Source organism: Phaeobacter sp. A36a-5a (genome assembly GCF_037911135.1).
In the GTDB taxonomy this organism is placed as follows: domain Bacteria; phylum Pseudomonadota; class Alphaproteobacteria; order Rhodobacterales; family Rhodobacteraceae; genus Phaeobacter; species Phaeobacter bryozoorum.
In genome coordinates this window covers 1,788,183-1,807,238 of the sequence record NZ_JBBLYU010000001.1, presented here as the reverse complement: position 1 = coordinate 1,807,238, position 19,056 = coordinate 1,788,183, and the positions used below count along the sequence as shown (strand labels likewise).

Sequence of the window (19,056 nt, the reverse complement as noted above, 5' to 3'; positions counted from 1 at the left end):
AAAGGCCGCCCCGGATCATCCGGCGCGGCCTTTTTCTTGCGGTCACGGGTATCGCATGGTCATGATGCCAGTAAGCGGCAGCAATCAGCCGTGGCGCGGCTCTGCGGCCGGGCGCGCGCGGCCCGCGTGCAGCCGACGCGGCAGATCACGGGCGGCCTTCAGTGTTCTGCGGGTTGGGGCGTTGATATGGTCGAACCCTCTGCGGGCCAGCCGTTTGGCCAGAGGCTCGCCCGCCATCGTCTTTTTTTCGAGATGCCGCCTCAGCAGGGCAACATTGCGCAGGTTGGCCTTCCAGCCGATGTCGAAAATGTCACCGATCAGGGGCACGGTGCCGATCAGCGCGTCGATGCCGATGTTGCCGACCATCCGCGCCAGCGTCCCGGATGAGGCCCCCATGCGATAGCCCGAGAGCACGATATACCCCGCAGGCGCCAGCGCCAGCGCGTCGCCGACGCCGGGGACCAGCCCCAGGATACTGTCCCAGCCGATCCGCGTGCCGATCACCGGCAGGCGAAACGCGCGGTCCATCCCATGGGCCAGCCGCTCAAGCGATTGCAGGCGGTCTTCCTGCGGGATCTGCAGGTTAGGCATGCTGCGGCTCCCGCGCGATGACCCAGACGGCATGGACGATACCCGGAATATAGCCAAGCAGGGTCAGCAGGATGTTCAGCCAGAAATGCTTGCCCAGACCGACCTGTAGAAAGACGCCCAGCGGGGGCAGGATGACGGCGGCGATGATGCGGATAAGATCCATGAGAATTCTCCCGGATGTGCGGTTGCTGTTGCGAGGACAACGCGCATCATTCGGCAAATGTTCCCGGATTCAGCGCCGTTCGATCACGCCGATCTCGTCCAGCGCCCGCTCCAGAGCCGAGCGATTGGCATCGAAACTGCCCGCCTTCAGCGCATCGAACCGCTTGCGCAGCGCCGCCTTCTCCGCCCCCTTGCAGTCGTTCCAGGGCCGCCCCTGAAGCGCCATCACCAGAACATAATAGCCGATGAAATGCGGTCTGTTGCCAGCCTCCAGCAGGCGGGTGTAGGCGGCATCGGCCCCCAGGGCGCGCAGCGCCTCGGCCGAGGTGATCCCTGCCTTGCGACAGGCCTCTTCAAAGGCGGGGCCGAGATTGCGGATCGACGACACAGGGGTGGAGATAGATGCGGACATATCGGGAACATACTCAAGGCATCTCTGCCTGTCACGACCGTATTTTAAGGAAATTTGAAACATTTCTATGATGAATTGTGCCAAGGCCCAACGCTAAGGTTGTGCGGGTGCTATCCTTTTTCGCGCTTCAAAACGCCCACTGGATAGAAGATCGCAAGCACCGACTTCCCTAGTGTGAGATCAACACGTCATCCCTGGTTCAAGCCAGACACGCCACGATACGCCGAAAGGAATGCAGCATGATCTATCCCATCGTTCTCGCCGGAGCCACAGACGCCGATGTCACCAATGGCGCCGACATGGTGCCGATGCATTTTGAGGATGCTGCCGGCGTCCAAAGCCGCTTCCAGACCCTGCTGTCGGCCGTTGCCACTGCCGAGTTTCACGCCCCGACCGTGCTCACCTGCGGCGCTTTTGCCGAGGTGGCGGCCACCCAGATGGAGGCGATGAAGGTCGCGGGCCAGCTGCTGCTGGAGCCGGGCGCCACCAAAACCGCTGCCGGCACAATTGCAGCGCTGCACAGCCTGAAGGCGGCTGCCGACAGCCTGGTGCTGATCCTGCCTGCGGATCAGGATTTTGACGATGCGGATCAGCTTCAGGATGCTCTGGCTCAGGGGATGCAGTCGGCCCAGAACGGCGATATCGTGATGCTCGGCGTACAGACCGATCGCGCCTGCCGCAGCCACGGCTATATCGAATGTGCACGCAGCCTCAACGCAGAAGGCGCCACCCCGGTCAGCAGCTTCCTCGATCAGCGCAACCCGGCCTTTGATGGCTGGCGTGATCAGCCTGCCGCCAAACTCTGGAGCACTGGTATCTATCTGGCGCGGCTCGACACTTTGATGGCCGCCTACAAGAAATACGCCGCCCGCATTCTGATGCCCGCAAAGGCCGCCGCCACCCGCGGTATGAAGGTCGACGGGATCCTCGCGCTTGATGCCGACAGCTACCGTCGGGCCCGCAGCAGCACCTTCGAAAGCGCGATCCTGTGCCATGCCGCGCGCTTGTCCGTGGTCGAAATGGATGCAGGCTGGGACGAGATGTCGGCCTGGCAGGTGGAACCGGAAGTTGCCAGCGACGCCGAGTGGGAGGCCTGGTTGGCCGGCAGCGTCTCGGGCGAGGCGACCTGGTGCAAGACCATGCCGCACAGCCGCAAGGATGGCGCGCAGGGCCCCGCCGAGTTGACCCAGACCGCAACCGGTGTCAGCGACGCTGCGAGCCTGGCCAGCTGGTACGCCGATCAGCTGAGCGAGGGCGCCTCCCGCAACAGCAGCGAAATCGAAACCGAAAGCTGGGGCCGCAGCGAGACCCTCGACACCGGCGCTCATCACATTGTCAAACATCTGACCGTCTTGCCGGGGCAGAGCCTGCCGCTGTCTGTTGCGACCCTTGGCACCTACTGGCGGGTGGTCGAAGGCTCCGCGATGGTGACCTCGGATGAGCGGGTGCGGATGGTCTGGCGTGATCAGAGCCTCACCAGCGGTGGCGAAATCCAGCGAATCGACAATATCGGTATCCGTCCGCTGCGCTTGGTCGAAGTGGCCCCGGCGCGCAGTGCCAAGATGTCGAAGCGCAAGTTTGTCCAGGTGGTTGCCTGACCCGATCAGAGCGGCGCGAAAACCTCTCGCCGGTCGCAATCCGCGCATAGCCAACCGCCGAACAGCAGGCCGCGACAGTCAGCGGCCCGCTGTCTGTGTCCGGCACCAGATTATCCGCCGTGCAGCCCGGGGGCTGAGATTCGCATCGCCGCATCTTTCGGGCATAGGGCTTCTACCGCGTCGTGCTGACTGAGGAAGACCTGACCGCTCAGATGCGTGAGAAAATCGCCGCGCCGCAACCGGTCCATCACCGGTCCTTTAACCTCCGACAGATGCAGGGTGACCCCCATCTCCGACAGCCGGTGCATGATCTCCTCCAGCGAGTCCAGCGCGCTCAGGTCAATGTCATTGATCGCTGAGCATTGCAGCACCACATGGTCGATCTGCGGATCATCGGCGACCCGCCGGTGAATGCAGTCCTCCAGAAATCGCGCATTGGCGAAAAACAGGCTCTCATCCACCCGCAGCGTCAGCAGGCTGGGGTGGGTTTCCACCTCGTGACGCAGGACATTGCGGAAATGCTCGGTGCCCGGCACCCGCCCGACCTCGGCAATATGCGGGCGCGAGGATTTGTAAAGATGCAGCAGGATCGACAGCAGCACCCCGGCGGTGACCCCGGCCTCGACCCCCAGCAGCAGGGTCAGCGCGATGGTGGCCAGCACTGCGGCAAAATCCGCCTTTGAATAGGCCCAGCTCCGCCGCAGGATGGAGAAATCGACCAATCCAAGAACCGCCGTGATGATGGTCGCCGCCAGGGTCGCTTTTGGCAGGAAGTAGATCAGCGGCGTCAGCGCCACGGCGGCAATGGCCAGCCCGATGGCGGTAAACGCCCCCGCAGCCGGGGTTTCGGCGCCGGCATCAAAATTCACGACGGAGCGGGAAAACCCCCCCGTCACCGGGAAACCGCCGGTAAAGGCCGCGCCGAGATTGGCGCTGCCAAGGCCGATCAGCTCCTGATCCGGGTCAATACGCTGGCGCCGTTTCGCCGCCAGGGTCTGCGCCACCGAGATGGATTCGACAAATCCAATGACCGAGATCAGCACCGCCGGCAATATGAGCTGCCCCAGCAGCTCATACGACAGATCCGGCAGGGTGAAGGGCGGCAGCGCCTGTGGGACGGCCCCGACAATTCTGACCCCGCGCTCCGCCAGATCCAGCCCCCAGACCGCAAGCGTCGTGGCAATCACGGCGGCGACCGGTCCGGCCTTGGTCAGGAACCCGGCCAGCGGTGCGCCGACCCCAAGCGCACGCAGGGCGGGATTCAGCCCATGTCGGACCCAGACCAGAAACCCCGTCGTCCCAACCCCGATCAGTACCGTCGGCCAGTTCAGCTCAGGCAGGTTCTGTGCCAGCGACAGGAGCAGTTCGGGCAGCGTGTGCCCGTCGGCATTCACCCCCAGCACATGTTTGATCTGGCTGGTGGCGATCAACACGCCGGAGGCGGTGATAAAACCGGCAATCACCGGATGTGACAGGAAATTGGCCAGAAACCCAAGCCGCAGCAGCCCCATCGCCAACAGGATCGCGCCGGATAGCGCCGCCAGCGACAGTGCTGCAACCCCGTAGCCGATGCTGCCCTGCGCTGCGATCTCGCTCAGGCTGGCGGCCGTCATCAGCGAGACCACCGCCACAGGTCCGACGGCCAGCGCCCGGCTGGTGCCAAACACCGCATAAAGCAGGATCGGCACGATAGAGGCATATAGCCCGGCCTCGGGCGGCAATCCGGCCAGCAGCGCATAGGCCAGCGATTGCGGGATCAGCATGATCGTTACGATCACCGCAGCGATCAGATCATTGGTGAGGTTCAGGCGGCTATACGCCCGCCCCCAGGTCAGCAGCGGCACATAGCGGATCAGCAGAGGAGGCATTCAGGTCTTTCTTCGCGTGACACCGGACCGGGGGGCGGTTCGGTAGCGTTTGGCGCTCAGGGCGCTTGGCGTGATGTTGAACAGTGATCATCACGTCGGGTCAAGGGCGCGCAAGACGCGACAGCGCCGCGCGCCGCAACCGGTCAGCGCCGACAGCTGCGCAGGCCAAGGATCGTGTAGATCGGGCAGCTGCGCGTCAGCGCCACCAGCAGCATGACACTGCCAAGCGCCACCGACAGCAGTTTCGCCCAGCCTGCGGCAAAGATGGCATAATCACTGAGAAAGGGGGCGGCGATCAACCCAACACCGAGCATCAGCCGAATGGCCCGGTCAAGCGTACCTATGTTTCTGGTCATCTGGTCACTCCTTTGCGATGTCTCCCACCAGAAAACGCCGGTTCTGCGCAGATGTCTGTGACTAAGTCACCCTTGCTGCGCGCCACCCGCAGCCAGCCGCCAGCCTTGGGTTCTGAAGGGACGCCCCACCGGGGCGCGACGCTGACGCGCCCATGGATCAGTGCCGGGTCAGCGCCGGATCAGCCGCTGCAATGCCTCGCGGTCGAGGATATCGACACGGCCGCGTGCCAGTTGCACCCAGCCGCGACGCTGGAACTCCTGGATCTGCCGCGAGACCACCTCGCGCGCGGTGCCCAGATCGACCGCCAGCTGTTGATGGGTCACGGCGAGGTGATCGCCAGCCGCGGCCAGATCCAGCAGCGCCTGTGCCAGTCGCACATCGACGCGCTGAAACGCGACCTCGTCGATCACCAGAAACAGATCGGTAATCCGTTTGGAGAAGGCCGAAAACACAAAGCTGCGAAAATCCGCAGAGGCGGCGACCAGCGCGTCAAACACTGCACGGGGCAGGATGGCTGCGGTTACTGCGGTTTCGGCAATACCCTCTGCTGCATAGTCCTCATAGGCCAGCAGGCAGGCGGTGGTCAGCACGCAGCTTTCGCCCGCGTTGATCCGATACAGCAGGATCTCGCGGCCCGTCTCGGAAACCTGCTGCACCCGTACGGTGCCATCCAGCAGGAACAGCATGTTTTCCGGGGATTTGCCGGGGCCAAAGATCACCGTGCCGCGGGGCAGGCTCAACTGAGACGACTGCGCAAGAATATGCGCCTTGGTCTTGTCATCCAGTCGGGCCAAGCCGGGAAAGCGCTCTATCCAGGGGGTCTGTGCCTCGGTCATATCTGCATCTCCGTTTCTGCCTGCGCCAATGTGCCGCCGCCCGCGCTCCGCAGGTCCGGTTTGGCGGGGGCGGGGAAACCGGCAGGTAAATCCGCCCCTGATGGTCCTGAACCCGCGCTTGCCGCGTCGCTGCGCGAGGCCTAGCATAGCGGAATAGGCTTGGAATAACTGAGACCTGTCGCCGCGCTGCGGCTTTCTGCCACCTGCAACTTCTCCACCGCGTACTAACTTCTGTGCCAATGGATCGCTCGCTCCGCCACTGTCCGGCAGGCCAGACCGAGGCGGGCGGCGCAATTTCTAGGAAAGTGACCAGATATGTTCGATGGGCTGACAGCCGAGACACTGGCACGCATGCAATTTGCGTTCACCGTCTCGTTTCACATCATCTTCCCGGCGTTTTCCATCGGGCTTGCCAGCTACCTCGCGGTGCTGAACGCGCTGTGGCTGCGGACCCGGGACGACACCTATTACACGCTGTTCGAATACTGGAAAAAGATCTTCGCCGTTGCCTTTGGCATGGGGGTCGTCTCGGGCATCGTGATGTCTTACCAGTTTGGCACCAACTGGTCGGTGTTCTCGGACAAGACCGGCCCGGTGCTCGGGCCACTGATGGCCTATGAGGTGCTCTCGGCGTTTTTCCTGGAGGCCGGGTTTCTAGGGATCATGCTGTTTGGTCGTGCCCGCGTCGGCGATGGGCTGCATATGTTTGCAACCGCCATGGTGGCCTTTGGCACGCTGATGTCGGCCACTTGGATCCTGAGCGTGAACAGCTGGATGCAGACGCCGGCGGGCTATGCCATCAACGAGGTGGGCCAATTCGTACCGCAGGACTGGTGGCAGATCGTCTTCAACCCGTCCTTCCCCTATCGTCTGGTGCATATGGTGCTGGCGGCCTTCCTGACCACGGCACTGGTGGTGGGCGGTGTTGGCAGTCTGCACCTGTTGCGCGACAAGACCGATGTGGCGGCGCGGCGGATGTTCTCCATGGCGATGTGGATGCTGGTTCTGGTGGCGCCGATGCAGATCGTGGCCGGCGATATGCACGGGCTGAACACATTGGAACACCAGCCCGCCAAGGTGATGGCCATGGAAGGCCATTTTGACAGCCATCCCGACGGCGCCCCGCTCATCCTCTTTGGTCTGCCCAATGCCGAGACCAAGACAATCGACTATGCCATTGAAATCCCCAAACTCTCCAGCCTGATCCTGAAACATGACCTGAACGCACCGCTGGCAGGGCTCGATACGATCCCCGATGAAGATGAGCCGCCGGTGGCCATCGTCTTCTGGAGCTTCCGGGTCATGGTCGGCCTTGGCTTTGCCATGCTCGGCCTTGCGCTCTGGTCGCTCTGGGGGCGTCTGCGCGGGCAGCTCTATGAAAACCGCGGGCTCCAGCGGGCCTCGATCCTGATGGCACCGATGGGCTTTGTTGCGGTTCTGGCCGGCTGGATCACCACAGAGGTCGGGCGGCAGCCCTTCACCGTCTACGGGCTGCTGCGCACGTCCGACAGTCTGGCACCGGTGGCAGCGCCGGCAGTCGCCGCCTCACTCACGGCCTTCATCGTGGTCTATTTCTTCATCTTCGGCGCCGGAACTTTCTACATCCTGCGGATGATGAACAAGGTGCCTGCCACCCGGAACCTGGGGCTGCGCGACGGGCCGATCCGGGCCGCAGGGATCACCCCGGCGCAGCAGGTCGATCCCGATGTCACCGATGAACCCACCCCACAAGGCAACTGACAGAGGTCCTCGCTATGCTGTTTGAACTCTCCTTTATCTGGGCCGGAATCATTGCCTTTGCGGTGCTGACCTATGTTGTGCTCGATGGGTTTGACCTTGGCGTCGGGATCCTGTTCCCCTTCGCCGGTTCCGAACGCGATCGGGCCACCATGATGAACTCCATCGCCCCGGTCTGGGATGGCAATGAAACCTGGCTGGTGCTGGGCGGCGGCGGGCTGTTTGCGGTGTTCCCGCTGGCCTATGCGGTGATCATGCCGGCGCTCTACATGCCGATCACCCTGATGTTGCTGGCGCTGGTGTTTCGCGGTGTCGCCTTTGAATACCGCTGGCGCACCACCCGCTGGCGTGGCGTCTGGGACGTCGCGTTCTTTGGCGGCTCTGTTGTGGCGGCGATCATGCAGGGCATCGCGCTGGGCGCGCTGGTACAGGGGATCGAGATCGAGGGCCGCGCCTACGCAGGCGGCTGGTGGGACTGGCTGACCCCGTTTTCGCTGATCACCGGCCTGGCAGTGCTGACCGGCTATGCGCTGCTTGGTGCGACCTGGCTCTACATGAAGACCGAGGGTGATCTACAGCATCAGATGCGCGGCTACGCGCGCTGGCTCGGCGTCGTCACATTGGCGGCAATTGCGCTGGTCAGCCTGCTCACCCCGTTTCAGGACCCGGAGTATTTCCGCCGCTGGTTCAACCTGCCGGGCAGCCTGTTCAGCCTGTTGGTACCGGGGCTGGTTGTGGCGTGCAGCTACGCGCTGTTTCAGGGGCTGAAGGGCGCGCGCGACGCCCAGCCGTTTCTGGCAGCACTTGGGCTCTTTGTGCTGGGTTTCATCGGCATTGGCATCAGCTTCTACCCGTTCATCGTGCCGCCGGGCCTGACCATCGCCGAAGCCGCCGCCCCGGATGAAAGCCTGATGTTCACGCTGGTCGGCGCGGTGGTGCTGGTGCCTCTGATCCTGGCCTATACCGCCTATGCCTATTGGGTATTTCGCGGCAAGATCAACCCGGAGGAGGGCTATCATTGAGCACCTCCGAACAGCCTCCTGAGCGGGCAACCACACCCCGCGGCAGCGCCAGTCCCGAAGCAAAGGTCAGGCATCACCCGCTGGGGCGGCTGCTGTGGTTTGCGGTTATCTGGTGTGCCAGCGTCGGGGTGCTGGCCTGTGTCGCGGCGCTGATCCGCTGGGCCATCACACCTTAGGCGCGCGCCGGTTTTCTGAGTGCAAAGGCCAGCCGCGATGCAGCCAGGTCACGTCAAGTGGTCGGCCACGTCATGTAATCGACCACCGCATAGGTGGCCACCGGCTGAGATCGCAGCTGTACCGGGGCCGTCGCAGGCGCCTACTCGCAGGATGAGCGCCGCAACAAGTGGCAGCTGCCGAAGGCGGCTTTCCACCTCCTGGCAGATCGGGCGGACACGATTCGTCGCATCGGTTTCGGGATCAACAGCCCTGCGACACAGACCTACGGCTCAGACCCGGAGACTGGTCCTGACCCGGAGACTGGTCCCGACCTGGACACCGATCCATAGCCGGACACCGATCCAGCTCCGACATAGACGCGGACCCAGACACAGCTCTGCACGCCTGCGGCGTCTCACGACAGGCCGACCTCGCTGGGCAGAGCCAACAGTTTTCACAGAATACGTTTCACCAACCACAGGCCCCACCCATCGCAGCCCCTTCAAGATGGATCCAGCGATCATGCCCACATAAAGGCGCAGTCATTTGTGGCGCCGAGAGCTGCCCGTCAACGCAGCCCTTAGAACAGGCCTGCTTCCTTCGCGGTGAGAGCGGCCTGGGTGCGGTTCTTGGCCTCCAGCTTGCGGCACAGCGTGCGCACATGCAGCTTGATCGTCACCTCCTGCAACTCAAGCTCGCGGGCGATTTCCTTGTTCGACAGGCCGCGGCACAGCCCGTCCAGAACCTCGATCTCGCGCGGGCTGAGTTTTTCGGCAAGCGGATGGGCAGGGGCCTCGGCCTCCTTGCGCATCAATTCAACGGGCACATAGATTTCGCCGGCACTCATGAAGCGGACCGCGTTCAGCAGCGATTGGGCGCCCATGGTTTTGGGAATGAAGCCAATCGCCCCGGCATCCAGAGCCTCCTGAGCAGTCCGGGTCGGCGCGCTGCCGGAGATGATCGCAACCCCCTTGCCGCCATTGGCCTTCAGCGCCGTTCCCAAACCATCCAGCCCCTGCATTCCTGGCATATTGTAATCCAGCAGGACCAGATCATAGGGGCCGTTCTCTTCGATCTCGCTCAGCGCGCCGGGCAGATCGACGGTCGAGGTTACTGCCGCGCCGCCTTCTGATGTCAGATAAGCGGAAATGGTTTCACGCACCATGTCGTGGTCGTCCGCCAATAGAATACGCATGTAAGCTCCTGCAAAGTACCGGCCTGAACGTCAGCATACCCTCAATTTGGTTGATAAAAAGTCAATTCCACGCAACCGCAGCGCGTGCAGGGGCGCCTTTTGAGGTTACCGGAACATTGTACAGGCGCGTATTCCCCGCATAATTGCGGCCGTGGAGGCATAAAATCGGCCGGAATTGCCAAAAAAATGCAGCGCTGGTTACGAATCCTATACCAAAGAATAGCAGTCTATCCGCAGGAACAGATGCTCTGGACGGCGGTTTGTGACAGGTTCGACCCAGATCAAGAATGTGCATCACCCGGTAGCGGGGCCGCAATCGGCGGAATGGCACAGGCAAAAGGATAGACGCGATGAAATACTGGCACCTCCACATTGTAGCCCTGCTTGCAGCGGTCACATTGCTCTGCGGTCTGGCCCCTCAGGACGCCCGGGCGTCCCAATCCGGCGAGACGGTTCTGACCGTTGCCGTCAAACCCCAGAACGGCGGCGATACGCAGCAGTTCGTATTCTCGATGGATGAATTGCGCAGCCTGCCGGTCGCCCAGTTCGATACCCGCACCATCTGGACCTCCGGCGAACAGGCCTTTACCGGTGTCAGCCTGGCTGCGTTGCTGGCCCATGTCGGTGTGGATCAACATCAGGCCGGTGTCGTCGTGGCACGGGCAATCAACGATTATGCCGTGGAGATTCCGGTTTCAGACGCCACCAATGGCGGGCCAATGGTCGCCTATGAGCGCAATGGCGCAACAATGTCGGTCCGCGACAAGGGCCCGTTGTGGATTGTCTACCCCTACGACAGCGATCCGACCTACCGTACCGAGGCGGTTTATTCCCGCAGCATCTGGCAGCTTGAGGAGATCACGATAGGCGAATGACCCGAACAGGCATAGGCACAGGTCTTTCATAGGTGCGGCTCAGGGAAAACCCTCTGCTGTCGCGCAGCGTCCTCATCACCGTGGGCTTGGTTCTCGCCTTGCTCGCGGTGCAGTCCGTTCGGCTGGGGCGCGAGGTGCTGGTGCGTCTGGATGGCCTGTCAACCGCCGCCACCGACAGCCTGCAATGGACCCTGTCACAGGCCGAAATCGAACAGCTGAAACTGGAAAACGCGGTGCTCTCCGCCCGGAGTGAGCAGGATCTGTCTCAGGTCCGCCGCGAATTCGACATCCTCTACAGCCGGGTCGCCACCATCCGCGAAAGCCGCACCTTCAAACCGGTGCGGGACGAACCCGAAAACGCCCGGGTTCTGGCGCGGGTCATGTCGCGGATCGACCGGCTGATCACCTATATCGACGGCCCGGATGAGGCGCTCCTGTTCGGGCTGCCCCAGGTGCGGGACATGCTGCGGGACAATCGCGCCGATCTGCGTGTTCTGGCGCTGGCCGGGTTGACGGAACATGCCCGCACAACCGAGGAGAAACGCCTCAACCTCTTTGCGATCCTGTCCCGGCTGGCGTGGGTGGTCCTCGCGCTCTGTGTGGCGCTGGGGCTGACGGCATTGATGATGGGGCGGCTTTACCAGCGCGGCAAGCGGCTGGCGGAGCGCACACGCTTTGCCGTCAGCCGGATGCGCGCCATGATCACATCATCGCTGGATGCCATTCTGGTGGTTGGTGACGACGGGCGCATTCAGGAGGTCAACGGCGCCGCCGAGACGATCTTTGGCTATTCGCGGGGCGAGGCGACGGGCGCCGATATGGCGGATCTGATTGTCCCCGATCACCTGCGCGACGCCCATGAGCAGGGCATGCAGGCCTATCGGTCCGGGGCGACGCCCAAGGTCATCGGGCAGGGGCGTATCCAGCTGGAAGCAAAGCGTAAATCCGGCGAGGTCTTTCCGGTGGAACTGTCGATTACGGCCAGCCAGTCGGCAGAAGAAACCGTCTTTGTCAGCTACCTGCGCGATATTTCTGACCGCATCGCCGCGGAGGAGGCGCTGACGCGCGCCCGCGATGAGGCGCTGGCCGGTGAACGGGCAAAGGCGGATCTCCTCACGGTGATGAGCCACGAAATGCGGACGCCGCTTACCGGTGTTCTGGGCGCGGTTGAGCTGCTGGACGGCACGCCGCTCACCGCTGATCAGCGTGAATACCTGTCGGCGATCCGCGACTCCGGCGATCGCCTGATGGCCCATGTCAACGACGTCCTGCAGCTGTCACACCTGGAAACCGGCGTCGAATATGAACATCAGCGCATCTTCGATCTTTGCGATCTGGTGCAGGAACTGGTCGATTCCCATCAGGCCGTGGCGCGCCGCGGCCGCAACGATCTCAGCCTGCATTGCAGCCTTGGCCCCTGTGACGAAGTCCTCGGCCGCCCCGTCGCTCTGAAGAAGGTGCTGGTCAACCTTGTTGAAAACGCGTTGCAGTTCACCACCGATGGCGCGGTGTCAATCGACGTGCTGCGGGTGAGGGGCAGCGATACCGTGGAGATCTGCATTGCCGACACCGGGGCCGGCATCGCTGAGCATGATCTGGACCGGATCTTTGAAGATTTCATCCGGCTGGACGCCAGCTATGCGCGCAGCAGCGAAGGCACCGGTCTGGGTCTTGCGATCACCCGTCGTATCGTGGTGTCGATGGGGGGCGAGATCACCTGCGAAAGTGAGCTGGGGGAGGGCAGCCTGTTCACCATTTCGCTGCCACTGCCGGCCTCGGACGGGCGCGGGCGGATCGGTCAGGCGACCCCCGATACGCCGCTGATTGCGAATGCGGAACAGACGTCTCCGCAGCCCGGCGATACAGCCGCGGATGAGGCACAGTGCGCGCGGATCCTTGTGGTCGAAGACAATGAAATCAATCGTATTCTTGTCGAACGGATGCTGATCACGCTTGGGCATGAGGTGGTGCTGGCCGAGGGGGGCGCCGAAGGGGTGGAGGCCGCACGGCGCGAGGATTTTGATCTGATCCTGATGGACATCAGCATGCCTGAAGTAGACGGGATCGAGGCCACCCGCCGCATCCGCGCCGAGGCGCTGGCGGAGGGCACGCAGATTGTCGCGCTGACGGCCCATGTCGGGCAGCAGGATCACGCACGAATCCTGGCAGGCGGGCTTGCCGAAGTGGTCACCAAGCCGGTGAGCAAGCAGGCATTGGCAGAGGTGATTTCACGCCGCGCCAGAATGCAACGCAGCGCCGTAAAAGAGGTCGCCGGACAGCCGCCCGCACAGCTGCCTGCCGCGCCTCACAGCCAAATGCCCATGGCGCAGCCTGCACCGCAGCCAGCCGAGGGGCAATCGGATATAACGCAATTTTTTCATGCGCTTGGTGCTGAACGTGGGGCGCAGTTCCTGCACGTCTACAGTGACGAGGTCGATCAGTTCCTGACCGATCTGCGCGCGGCAGATGAGCTGGGGCAGGCGCACCGGCAGGAGGCACACAGGCTCGCTGGTTCCGCCGCGGTGCTGGGCTTTACCGCGCTGCGGGAGGCCCTGCTGACGCTTGAACATTCGGAGATGGACGCCATGCCCGATCTGATGCCCCTCATGGCCGAGTGGGAACAGGCGAGCGCGGAAATCGGTGGATATCTTCCCGGCAAGGCGGCCGGCTGAGCAGCCGCGTGCAAAAGCAAAAACGGCGCGCCGCTGACCCAGAAGGGGTATTGGCGCGCCGAGACATGTAACACCGGCTATCAGGTCATGAGATGCCGACCCATGCGGGGCTTAAACCGGCGGGATTTGGCCAGACGGCGTTTAGACCGGCGGCTTACCCTTGAGTGCGCGCATGACCATGGCCACGACGAACAGCACCAGGAATATGAAGAACAGGATCTTGGCGATGCCTGCCGATGCCCCGGCGATGCCGCCAAATCCGAGTAGGGCCGCGATCAGCGCCACGACCAGAAATGTAATTGCCCAACCAAGCATTCTCTCTCTCCTCCAAAAGGTTAGTCCACGATCCGCAGATGAGGAGACAACGTTTCAGCTTGCGAATTGTTCCCGGCAGGTTTCCTGGCCCCCTTGCGCCGCGGCGTCAGCCAGCTCTTGATCATTGACGCCGAAAACGGGCGAAACAGCACGGGCCAGGGGTAGGTGCCTATGTCGGCAAGCTCCAGTTCAGCCTCAGCCCGGGTGCCCATCAGAACCAATGTGCCAGACCGCGCCGCAATGATCTCGTCCAGTTTCAGCTGGTCGATCTGTGCACTGCCGACCTCGGCAAAGACCACGGCCAGAGTGTGGCTCTTGCAGATATCCGGCATGGCCGCGTCGATCGACGGATGGCACAGCACCTCGGCGTTGGTCTCGCATTCATGAATTGTATCTGAGATATCGCAGGTGGTCAGATGATCCTGTGTTGCAATGATATAAATTGGGGTTTCCGCAGCGGTCGTATTGACCGGAACATCGTCTTGCATAAGCTGATAGACCTTCGTTTCGTGCATTCTGCGCCGAATTCAGCCTGCTCGCATTAATCTGTGACATACCATTTAGGGAATAATCCAGTGTCGACCACCGATTGCAAAGATTGTCCCCTGCGGCATCGTGATGTGTTCACGCCGATGACGGAGCAGGAGCTGGCGTTTACCCAAGGGTTCAAGACCGGCGAACTGGTTGTCGATCCGGGCACCACGATCCTGCTGGAAGGGTCAAACAGCCCGCAGCTCTACACCGTGCTAAAAGGGATGGGGACCCGCTACACCACGTTGGAGAATGGCCGTCGGCAGGTGATCAACTTTATTTTTCCTGGTGATTTCATCGGTTTGCAGGCCGGTCTTATGGGGGAGATGAAACATTCGGTCGAGGCGACAACAGCAATGACGCTCTGCGTGTTTCGCCGGTCCGAGACCTTTAGCCTGTTTGAACAGAACCCGGCGCGGGCCTATGATCTGACCTGGATCGCCGCCGTGGAGGAGCATTTCCTCGGCGAGACCATCGCTTCGCTCGGGCAGCGCGACGCTTCGCAGCGGATTGCCTGGGCGCTGGTGAAAATCTACCTGCGGCTGCGCGCTGTCGGTCTTGAGGTCGGCAATACGGTTCCGCTGGCCTATCGTCAGCAGGATTTGGCGGATGCCCTCGGTCTGTCGCTGGTCCACACCAACAAGCGGCTTAAGGTGCTGCGGGATGCGGGCCTTGCCGAATGGCAGAACGGGCTCTTGTCGATCACGGATCTTCAGGCGCTGGCAGACCTAGCGCTTGTCGATCTGGAAAAACCCGAAACGCGCCCGCTGATCTGACCGATCAGCGGCCTGGACGCAGGCAGGGTGCGGCGCCTAACGCGACCGCAGCAGCTTTCGAACCCTGCCTGCCATTCTCCCGATCAGAAGATGAAGTCTTCTTCCTCAAGCTCCTGATCGGATTGGATCGTCACCAGTCTGGTTCCCTCATCAAGCTCAATATTGAAGCTGGTCTGCCCGTCGGAATGGCTCAAGGCTGCCATCAGGGCTTGGGGATCGGCGAAGAAAGAAGTCAGAGCAGAGACATCAATCTGATCAGCGTCGCCGTTTTGCCCAAAGTCGGTGATCTGCACTGACCCGGTATCCGCCGTCACGGCAAAGACGTCGTTCCCTGCGCCGCCGGTCAGAACATCGTCACCCGCGCGGCCATTGAGGATATCATCGCCGTCGCCGCCATTCAGGTAGTTGTCCGCATCGTCGCCACGCAATGTGTCATCGGCGGTGCCGCCCAGAATGTTTTCAATGCGGGTGTAGCTGTTGTGGTACTGATCCGTTCCCGTGTTGAGATCAATGTTGAAGCCATAGCCGCGAACATCTGAATTCGCGATGTCATAGGTATCGCTCCCCGCGCCACCATCAAACACGTCGCCGGTTCCGTCGTCAAAACCCGCGCGCAACGTGTCGTTGCCGTGGCCGCCACGCAGGATGTCCTTGCCGTTGCCGCCGTCGAGCACATCAGCGCCATACCGCCCGGAAAGCGTGTCATTGCCATTGCCGCCATGCAGATAGTTGCGCGAGCCGTTGCCAAGCAACCGATCATTCGTATCGCTGCCCAGAATGTTCTCGATACCCGAGTAGGTATTGCCGTATTGATCCGTGCCATCTCGGAGATCGATATTGAACCCATAAACGCTGACATCGGAATTTGCGATGTCATAGGTATCTCTGCCCGCGCCACCGATAAAGACATCGCCGGTGCCATCGTCAAAACCGGCACGCAGGGTGTCATCGCCAGTGCCGCCGTCCAGGGTATCCTTGCCGCCCTGGCCGTCCAGCAGATCATCGCCCGCCCCTCCGGAAAGCAGATCATTGTCATTGCCGCCGATCAGGATATCTGCACCATCGCCGCCGGCGCCGGGCACCCAGTCATCAATCTGCGTGGTCAGGCTGCCATCCGGGTCAGCCACCGGCAGCTGCGTCGGCAGGTCGGCTGCAAAAGACGCGAAGTTCGGCAGCCAATGGCCAGGCCCGATGTTGGCGCCCATTTCCGCAGCATAAGTTTCGGTCCATTCCACAACATTCGAATAGGCATGATAAAAGGCCGGGTTCTCTGTTTCGGCAAACATCGCCCAATAGCCATAGGCCGAAGAGATCGCGATACCAGCCGAATGCGAAAACCCGACCCCCGCATCCAGACGTGCACCTTCGGTATCCAGCAGCTCTGCAAGCGAACCATCGGTGACGCTCTGCAACATCTGGGTATGGATGTCGTCAAACAGCGCCGTATCTGTTTCTCCCGCAATCACATGGGCATAGGCCGAGAGCGAAAGCGACGAAAAGAAATCGCCCTCATCAATTTCCGTCTCCCCGGATACATTCGTATCCGACTGAATTTGCTCAAACATCTGCATGTAACGCGCTTCAGCCGGTGCATCGTTCTGATGCTGGGCGTATTGGATCAGATTTGCGATCTGCCAGTTTGCATCACCGTAGGAGCCCGTACCCGCATCGGAAGTTCCGGCTTCAATGCGCTGGGACAGACGGGCCTCCAGTTCGGCGGCAAAATGATCACCGGCAGGTGCCAGGTTGTCGATGCCATTGTCCTGAAGCTTGGTGTCCAGTTTCAGCAGCCACGCCCAGCCATAAGGGTCGTTATGGGTGAGGTCGATTTCGCCCTGCACGTCCTCGGCGGAAAAACGGTCATCGGCAAAGGCCTGCAACCCGGCTTGATCGCCAGTGGCCTCGTAGGCCGCAACATTGGCCAGATGAGCATGCACGCTGGAATGCCAGTCAACCGAGCCATTGAAAATCGGCGCTGTGGCATGACCCCGTGCGTCAAGATACCGGTCGGCCAACGCATCAAAGGTGGTCAACAGCTCATCATCGGCATCGCCATTGAGGTAATCCGTCTCCAGCACAGGATCACCCGGGTCGGTAACACCGTCGTCAGGATCGGAGGTGTCTCCTCCGACTTCCTGCCAGGTGGCACCGGTTTCGCTGACAACCAGTTCCAGGTCCTGCTGGCTGACTTCGGCACCATTCGCATCGGTCCCGATGACGGAGATTTCATAGATATGGTCCCGGTCCAGATCCCAGACCTCTTCGTAGTTGGGCGTGAACCAGCTCTGATAGGAGACATCGCCGCTGTCAGGATCAACCAGGAATATCGCGGCGTCCTGCCCCGTCAGCGTGTAGGTTACACCGGCAGCGTTTTCCCCCTCCCAGACGCCTGCACCGGGGTCTTGCTGATCCGAGCCGCCGTTGCCAGGATTGGGGATGTCGCCAGTGGCGTCCTGCCAGGTGGCACCGGTTTCGCTGACAACCAGTTCCAGATTCTGCTGGCTGACTTCGGCACCATTCGCATCGGTCCCGATGACAGAGATTTCATAGATATGGTCCCGGTCCAGGTCCCAGACCTCTTCGTAATTTGGCGTGAACCAATCCTGATAGGAGACATCGCCAGTGTCAGGATCAACCACGAATATAGCAGCGTCCTGCCCGGCCAGCGTATAGGTGACGCCAGTTCCGCCAGTTCCGCCAGTTCCGCCTGTGCCTGTGCCGGTGCCTGTGTCGACATCAGGCGGAGGTGTGTCGGGGCCTGTGCCACCGCTGCCGGTATCACCGCCGCCGAATTCGGTCGGACCTTCGCCGGTGTCGGTACCGGTCAAGGCGCCCGACAGCCCAAGATCCGCCGCCGTCAGGGGTGTTTGATGCTGGATCGTGATCACCAGCTCCCCACCGGTGACATTGAGGTTCAACGTGGTCTGATAGGGGCCGAAGGTCATGCCGGACGACACCGCCTCCGCTGAACCATAGCCGGTCAGCTCCGACAGATCGATCATATCCGCAGCGCCATTTGCGCCGAAATCGGTGATCAACAGGCGGCCCGGCACGTCTTGGATCAGAAAGATATCGTCGCCATCGCCGCCGGAAATTGTATCGCTGTCGCCGCCACCGGAAAGCAGGTCATTGCCGCTGCCGCCGCTCAGCAGGTCATCTCCGCTGCCGCCCAGCAGCGTGTCGTTGCCAACACCTGCGGTCATCGTGTCGCTGCCCGAGCCGCCTTCTGCATAAAACGACGAACCGGCCAGGGCGCCATCGACAATATCATCGCCCGCATCCATGAAAATCCGGTCGGAGTCTTCGAACGTACCGATGAACGCGATGTCGTTTCCGTTCCCGCCATGGATCTCATCATTGCCTTGGCTGCCGGCCAGCACGTCATTGCCGTCGCCGCCATAGACAGTGTCGGTGCCAATGCTGCCAATCAGATGGTCGTCACCACTGCGCCCAAAGATAAGATCATCACCGTCGCGGCCAAAAACATGGTCATTGCCCGCGCCTGTGTCGATCACATCATTGCCGTATAGCCCCTCGATTTCGTCATCGCCGTCACCGCCTATGAGGGTATCGTCGCCGTGCCCCCCCCGCAGCGTGTCATTCCCGCTGCCGCCGACAAGTGAATCATTGCCCGCATCTCCGATCAGGCTGTCGTCGCCCCCCAGCCCAACGAGCGTATCCGCGTCCGCCGTGCCCATGATCGTGTCTGCGTTGACTGTACCTCTGACGGGGCTCACCGGATTTACGGGCATCATCTTTCCTTCGTACAACGGAAATCGTGAATTAACGGATTTCAAATCGTCTAGCACGAAAGCGGGGCATCAATAGATTTACGGAGAAAATTGGGCCAAATTGCCCGGAAATGGTTAATAATGATGGTCAATGTTTAGCTAAATTTTTCTAGAAAACCCGGACTGTTTCCAGAACGCGCCCAATCCATTTGATCGGCCCCA

17 protein-coding genes are annotated in these 19,056 nt (G+C 61.7%); 7 read left to right on the top strand and 10 right to left on the bottom strand.

Annotated features, from left to right (window positions below):
- Window positions 1-84: 84 nt before the first annotated feature.
- The 3 genes from WLQ66_RS08395 to WLQ66_RS08385 all read right to left on the bottom strand — a co-directional run bounded on the left by WLQ66_RS08395 (window position 85) and on the right by WLQ66_RS08385 (window position 1,153).
- The gene (locus WLQ66_RS08395; protein WP_340545876.1) at window positions 85-591 is read right to left on the bottom strand and encodes a DUF4112 domain-containing protein; all 507 of its coding nucleotides are present in this window, start codon (window positions 589-591) and stop codon (window positions 85-87) included.
- Window positions 584-754 (bottom strand): YqaE/Pmp3 family membrane protein, encoded by a 171-nt coding sequence (locus WLQ66_RS08390; protein WP_014874958.1) that lies wholly within the window; start codon window positions 752-754, stop codon window positions 584-586. Before WLQ66_RS08390 ends, WLQ66_RS08395 begins: the two co-directional genes overlap by 8 nt.
- Window positions 755-823: 69 nt before the next feature.
- A complete protein-coding gene (locus WLQ66_RS08385; RefSeq protein ID WP_340546326.1) occupies window positions 824-1,153 on the bottom strand; it encodes a TfoX/Sxy family protein in 330 nt (109 codons plus the stop codon).
- Between the two features lie 251 nt (window positions 1,154-1,404).
- On the opposite strand from WLQ66_RS08385, the gene WLQ66_RS08380 reads away from it, so the two are divergent.
- Window positions 1,405-2,763 (top strand): alginate biosynthesis protein, encoded by a 1,359-nt coding sequence (locus tag WLQ66_RS08380; RefSeq protein WP_340545875.1) that lies wholly within the window; start codon window positions 1,405-1,407, stop codon window positions 2,761-2,763.
- A 110-nt stretch (window positions 2,764-2,873) separates the two neighbouring features.
- Here the strand turns inward: WLQ66_RS08380 and WLQ66_RS08375 are convergent, their stop codons facing one another.
- The 3 genes from WLQ66_RS08375 to WLQ66_RS08365 form a co-directional block, all read right to left on the bottom strand.
- On the bottom strand, window positions 2,874-4,631 hold the full coding sequence (locus WLQ66_RS08375) for a SulP family inorganic anion transporter (protein ID WP_340545874.1): 1,758 nt from the start codon (window positions 4,629-4,631) through the stop codon (window positions 2,874-2,876).
- Between the two features lie 143 nt (window positions 4,632-4,774).
- Window positions 4,775-4,987, bottom strand: coding sequence for a YgaP family membrane protein (locus WLQ66_RS08370; protein ID WP_340545873.1), 213 nt, complete (start codon window positions 4,985-4,987; stop codon window positions 4,775-4,777).
- Between the two features lie 168 nt (window positions 4,988-5,155).
- A complete protein-coding gene (locus tag WLQ66_RS08365; RefSeq protein ID WP_340545872.1) occupies window positions 5,156-5,824 on the bottom strand; it encodes a Crp/Fnr family transcriptional regulator in 669 nt (222 codons plus the stop codon).
- Window positions 5,825-6,139: 315 nt separating this feature from the next.
- Here WLQ66_RS08365 and WLQ66_RS08360 point away from each other — a divergent pair, with 315 nt between their 5' ends.
- The 3 genes from WLQ66_RS08360 to WLQ66_RS08350 are packed head-to-tail and all read left to right on the top strand — an operon-like array spanning window position 6,140 to window position 8,759.
- The gene (locus tag WLQ66_RS08360; RefSeq protein ID WP_340545871.1) at window positions 6,140-7,564 is read left to right on the top strand and encodes a cytochrome ubiquinol oxidase subunit I; all 1,425 of its coding nucleotides are present in this window, start codon (window positions 6,140-6,142) and stop codon (window positions 7,562-7,564) included.
- 14 nt (window positions 7,565-7,578) lie between these two features.
- The gene (gene cydB, locus WLQ66_RS08355) at window positions 7,579-8,583 is read left to right on the top strand and encodes a cytochrome d ubiquinol oxidase subunit II (protein WP_340545870.1); all 1,005 of its coding nucleotides are present in this window, start codon (window positions 7,579-7,581) and stop codon (window positions 8,581-8,583) included.
- Entirely contained in the window at window positions 8,580-8,759 is a 180-nt protein-coding gene (locus WLQ66_RS08350) for a hypothetical protein (protein WP_340545869.1), read from the top strand. The genes cydB and WLQ66_RS08350 overlap by 4 nt, the downstream gene beginning before the upstream one ends.
- Before the next feature lie 560 nt (window positions 8,760-9,319).
- Here WLQ66_RS08350 and WLQ66_RS08345 read toward each other — a convergent pair.
- A complete protein-coding gene (locus tag WLQ66_RS08345) occupies window positions 9,320-9,934 on the bottom strand; it encodes a response regulator (protein ID WP_340545868.1) in 615 nt (204 codons plus the stop codon).
- Between the two features lie 350 nt (window positions 9,935-10,284).
- On the opposite strand from WLQ66_RS08345, the gene WLQ66_RS08340 reads away from it, so the two are divergent.
- The gene (locus WLQ66_RS08340) at window positions 10,285-10,809 is read left to right on the top strand and encodes a putative pterin-binding protein (RefSeq protein WP_340545867.1); all 525 of its coding nucleotides are present in this window, start codon (window positions 10,285-10,287) and stop codon (window positions 10,807-10,809) included.
- Window positions 10,810-10,841: 32 nt separating this feature from the next.
- Window positions 10,842-13,481, top strand: a complete 2,640-nt coding sequence (locus WLQ66_RS08335) for a hybrid sensor histidine kinase/response regulator (protein ID WP_340545866.1) — start codon at window positions 10,842-10,844, stop codon at window positions 13,479-13,481.
- A gap of 141 nt (window positions 13,482-13,622) precedes the next feature.
- Here WLQ66_RS08335 and WLQ66_RS08330 read toward each other — a convergent pair whose 3' ends face one another.
- Together WLQ66_RS08330 and WLQ66_RS08325 are read right to left on the bottom strand one after the other, a co-directional pair.
- Window positions 13,623-13,796, bottom strand: coding sequence for a DUF1328 domain-containing protein (locus tag WLQ66_RS08330; RefSeq protein ID WP_340545865.1), 174 nt, complete (start codon window positions 13,794-13,796; stop codon window positions 13,623-13,625).
- A 20-nt stretch (window positions 13,797-13,816) separates the two neighbouring features.
- Window positions 13,817-14,284, bottom strand: coding sequence for a hypothetical protein (locus WLQ66_RS08325; RefSeq protein WP_340545864.1), 468 nt, complete (start codon window positions 14,282-14,284; stop codon window positions 13,817-13,819).
- Window positions 14,285-14,428: 144 nt separating this feature from the next.
- On the opposite strand from WLQ66_RS08325, the gene WLQ66_RS08320 reads away from it, so the two are divergent.
- On the top strand, window positions 14,429-15,103 hold the full coding sequence (locus WLQ66_RS08320) for a Crp/Fnr family transcriptional regulator (RefSeq protein WP_374015617.1): 675 nt from the start codon (window positions 14,429-14,431) through the stop codon (window positions 15,101-15,103).
- Window positions 15,104-15,186: 83 nt separating this feature from the next.
- On the opposite strand, the gene WLQ66_RS08315 is transcribed toward WLQ66_RS08320, so the two are convergent.
- On the bottom strand, window positions 15,187-18,855 hold the full coding sequence (locus tag WLQ66_RS08315) for a DUF2891 family protein (protein ID WP_340545862.1): 3,669 nt from the start codon (window positions 18,853-18,855) through the stop codon (window positions 15,187-15,189).
- Window positions 18,856-19,056 lie beyond the last annotated feature (201 nt).

Bases quoted from the DNA above. Each gene is read 5' to 3' on its own strand.
- WLQ66_RS08390 (WP_014874958.1), bottom strand. From the start codon at position 754: ATGGATCTTATCCGCATCATCGCCGCCGTCATCCTGCCCCCGCTGGGC.
- WLQ66_RS08365 (WP_340545872.1), bottom strand. From the start codon at position 5,824: ATGACCGAGGCACAGACCCCCTGGATAGAGCGCTTTCCCGGCTTGGCC.
- cydB (WP_340545870.1), top strand. From the start codon at position 7,579: ATGCTGTTTGAACTCTCCTTTATCTGGGCCGGAATCATTGCCTTTGCG.
- WLQ66_RS08340 (WP_340545867.1), top strand. From the start codon at position 10,285: ATGAAATACTGGCACCTCCACATTGTAGCCCTGCTTGCAGCGGTCACA.
- WLQ66_RS08315 (WP_340545862.1), bottom strand. From the start codon at position 18,855: ATGCCCGTAAATCCGGTGAGCCCCGTCAGAGGTACAGTCAACGCAGAC.
- WLQ66_RS08330 (WP_340545865.1), bottom strand. From the start codon at position 13,796: ATGCTTGGTTGGGCAATTACATTTCTGGTCGTGGCGCTGATCGCGGCC.
- WLQ66_RS08325 (WP_340545864.1), bottom strand. From the start codon at position 14,284: ATGCAAGACGATGTTCCGGTCAATACGACCGCTGCGGAAACCCCAATT.
- WLQ66_RS08370 (WP_340545873.1), bottom strand. From the start codon at position 4,987: ATGACCAGAAACATAGGTACGCTTGACCGGGCCATTCGGCTGATGCTC.
- WLQ66_RS08345 (WP_340545868.1), bottom strand. From the start codon at position 9,934: ATGCGTATTCTATTGGCGGACGACCACGACATGGTGCGTGAAACCATT.
- WLQ66_RS08380 (WP_340545875.1), top strand. From the start codon at position 1,405: ATGATCTATCCCATCGTTCTCGCCGGAGCCACAGACGCCGATGTCACC.
- WLQ66_RS08395 (WP_340545876.1), bottom strand. From the start codon at position 591: ATGCCTAACCTGCAGATCCCGCAGGAAGACCGCCTGCAATCGCTTGAG.
- WLQ66_RS08320 (WP_374015617.1), top strand. From the start codon at position 14,429: ATGACGGAGCAGGAGCTGGCGTTTACCCAAGGGTTCAAGACCGGCGAA.
- WLQ66_RS08360 (WP_340545871.1), top strand. From the start codon at position 6,140: ATGTTCGATGGGCTGACAGCCGAGACACTGGCACGCATGCAATTTGCG.
- WLQ66_RS08375 (WP_340545874.1), bottom strand. From the start codon at position 4,631: ATGCCTCCTCTGCTGATCCGCTATGTGCCGCTGCTGACCTGGGGGCGG.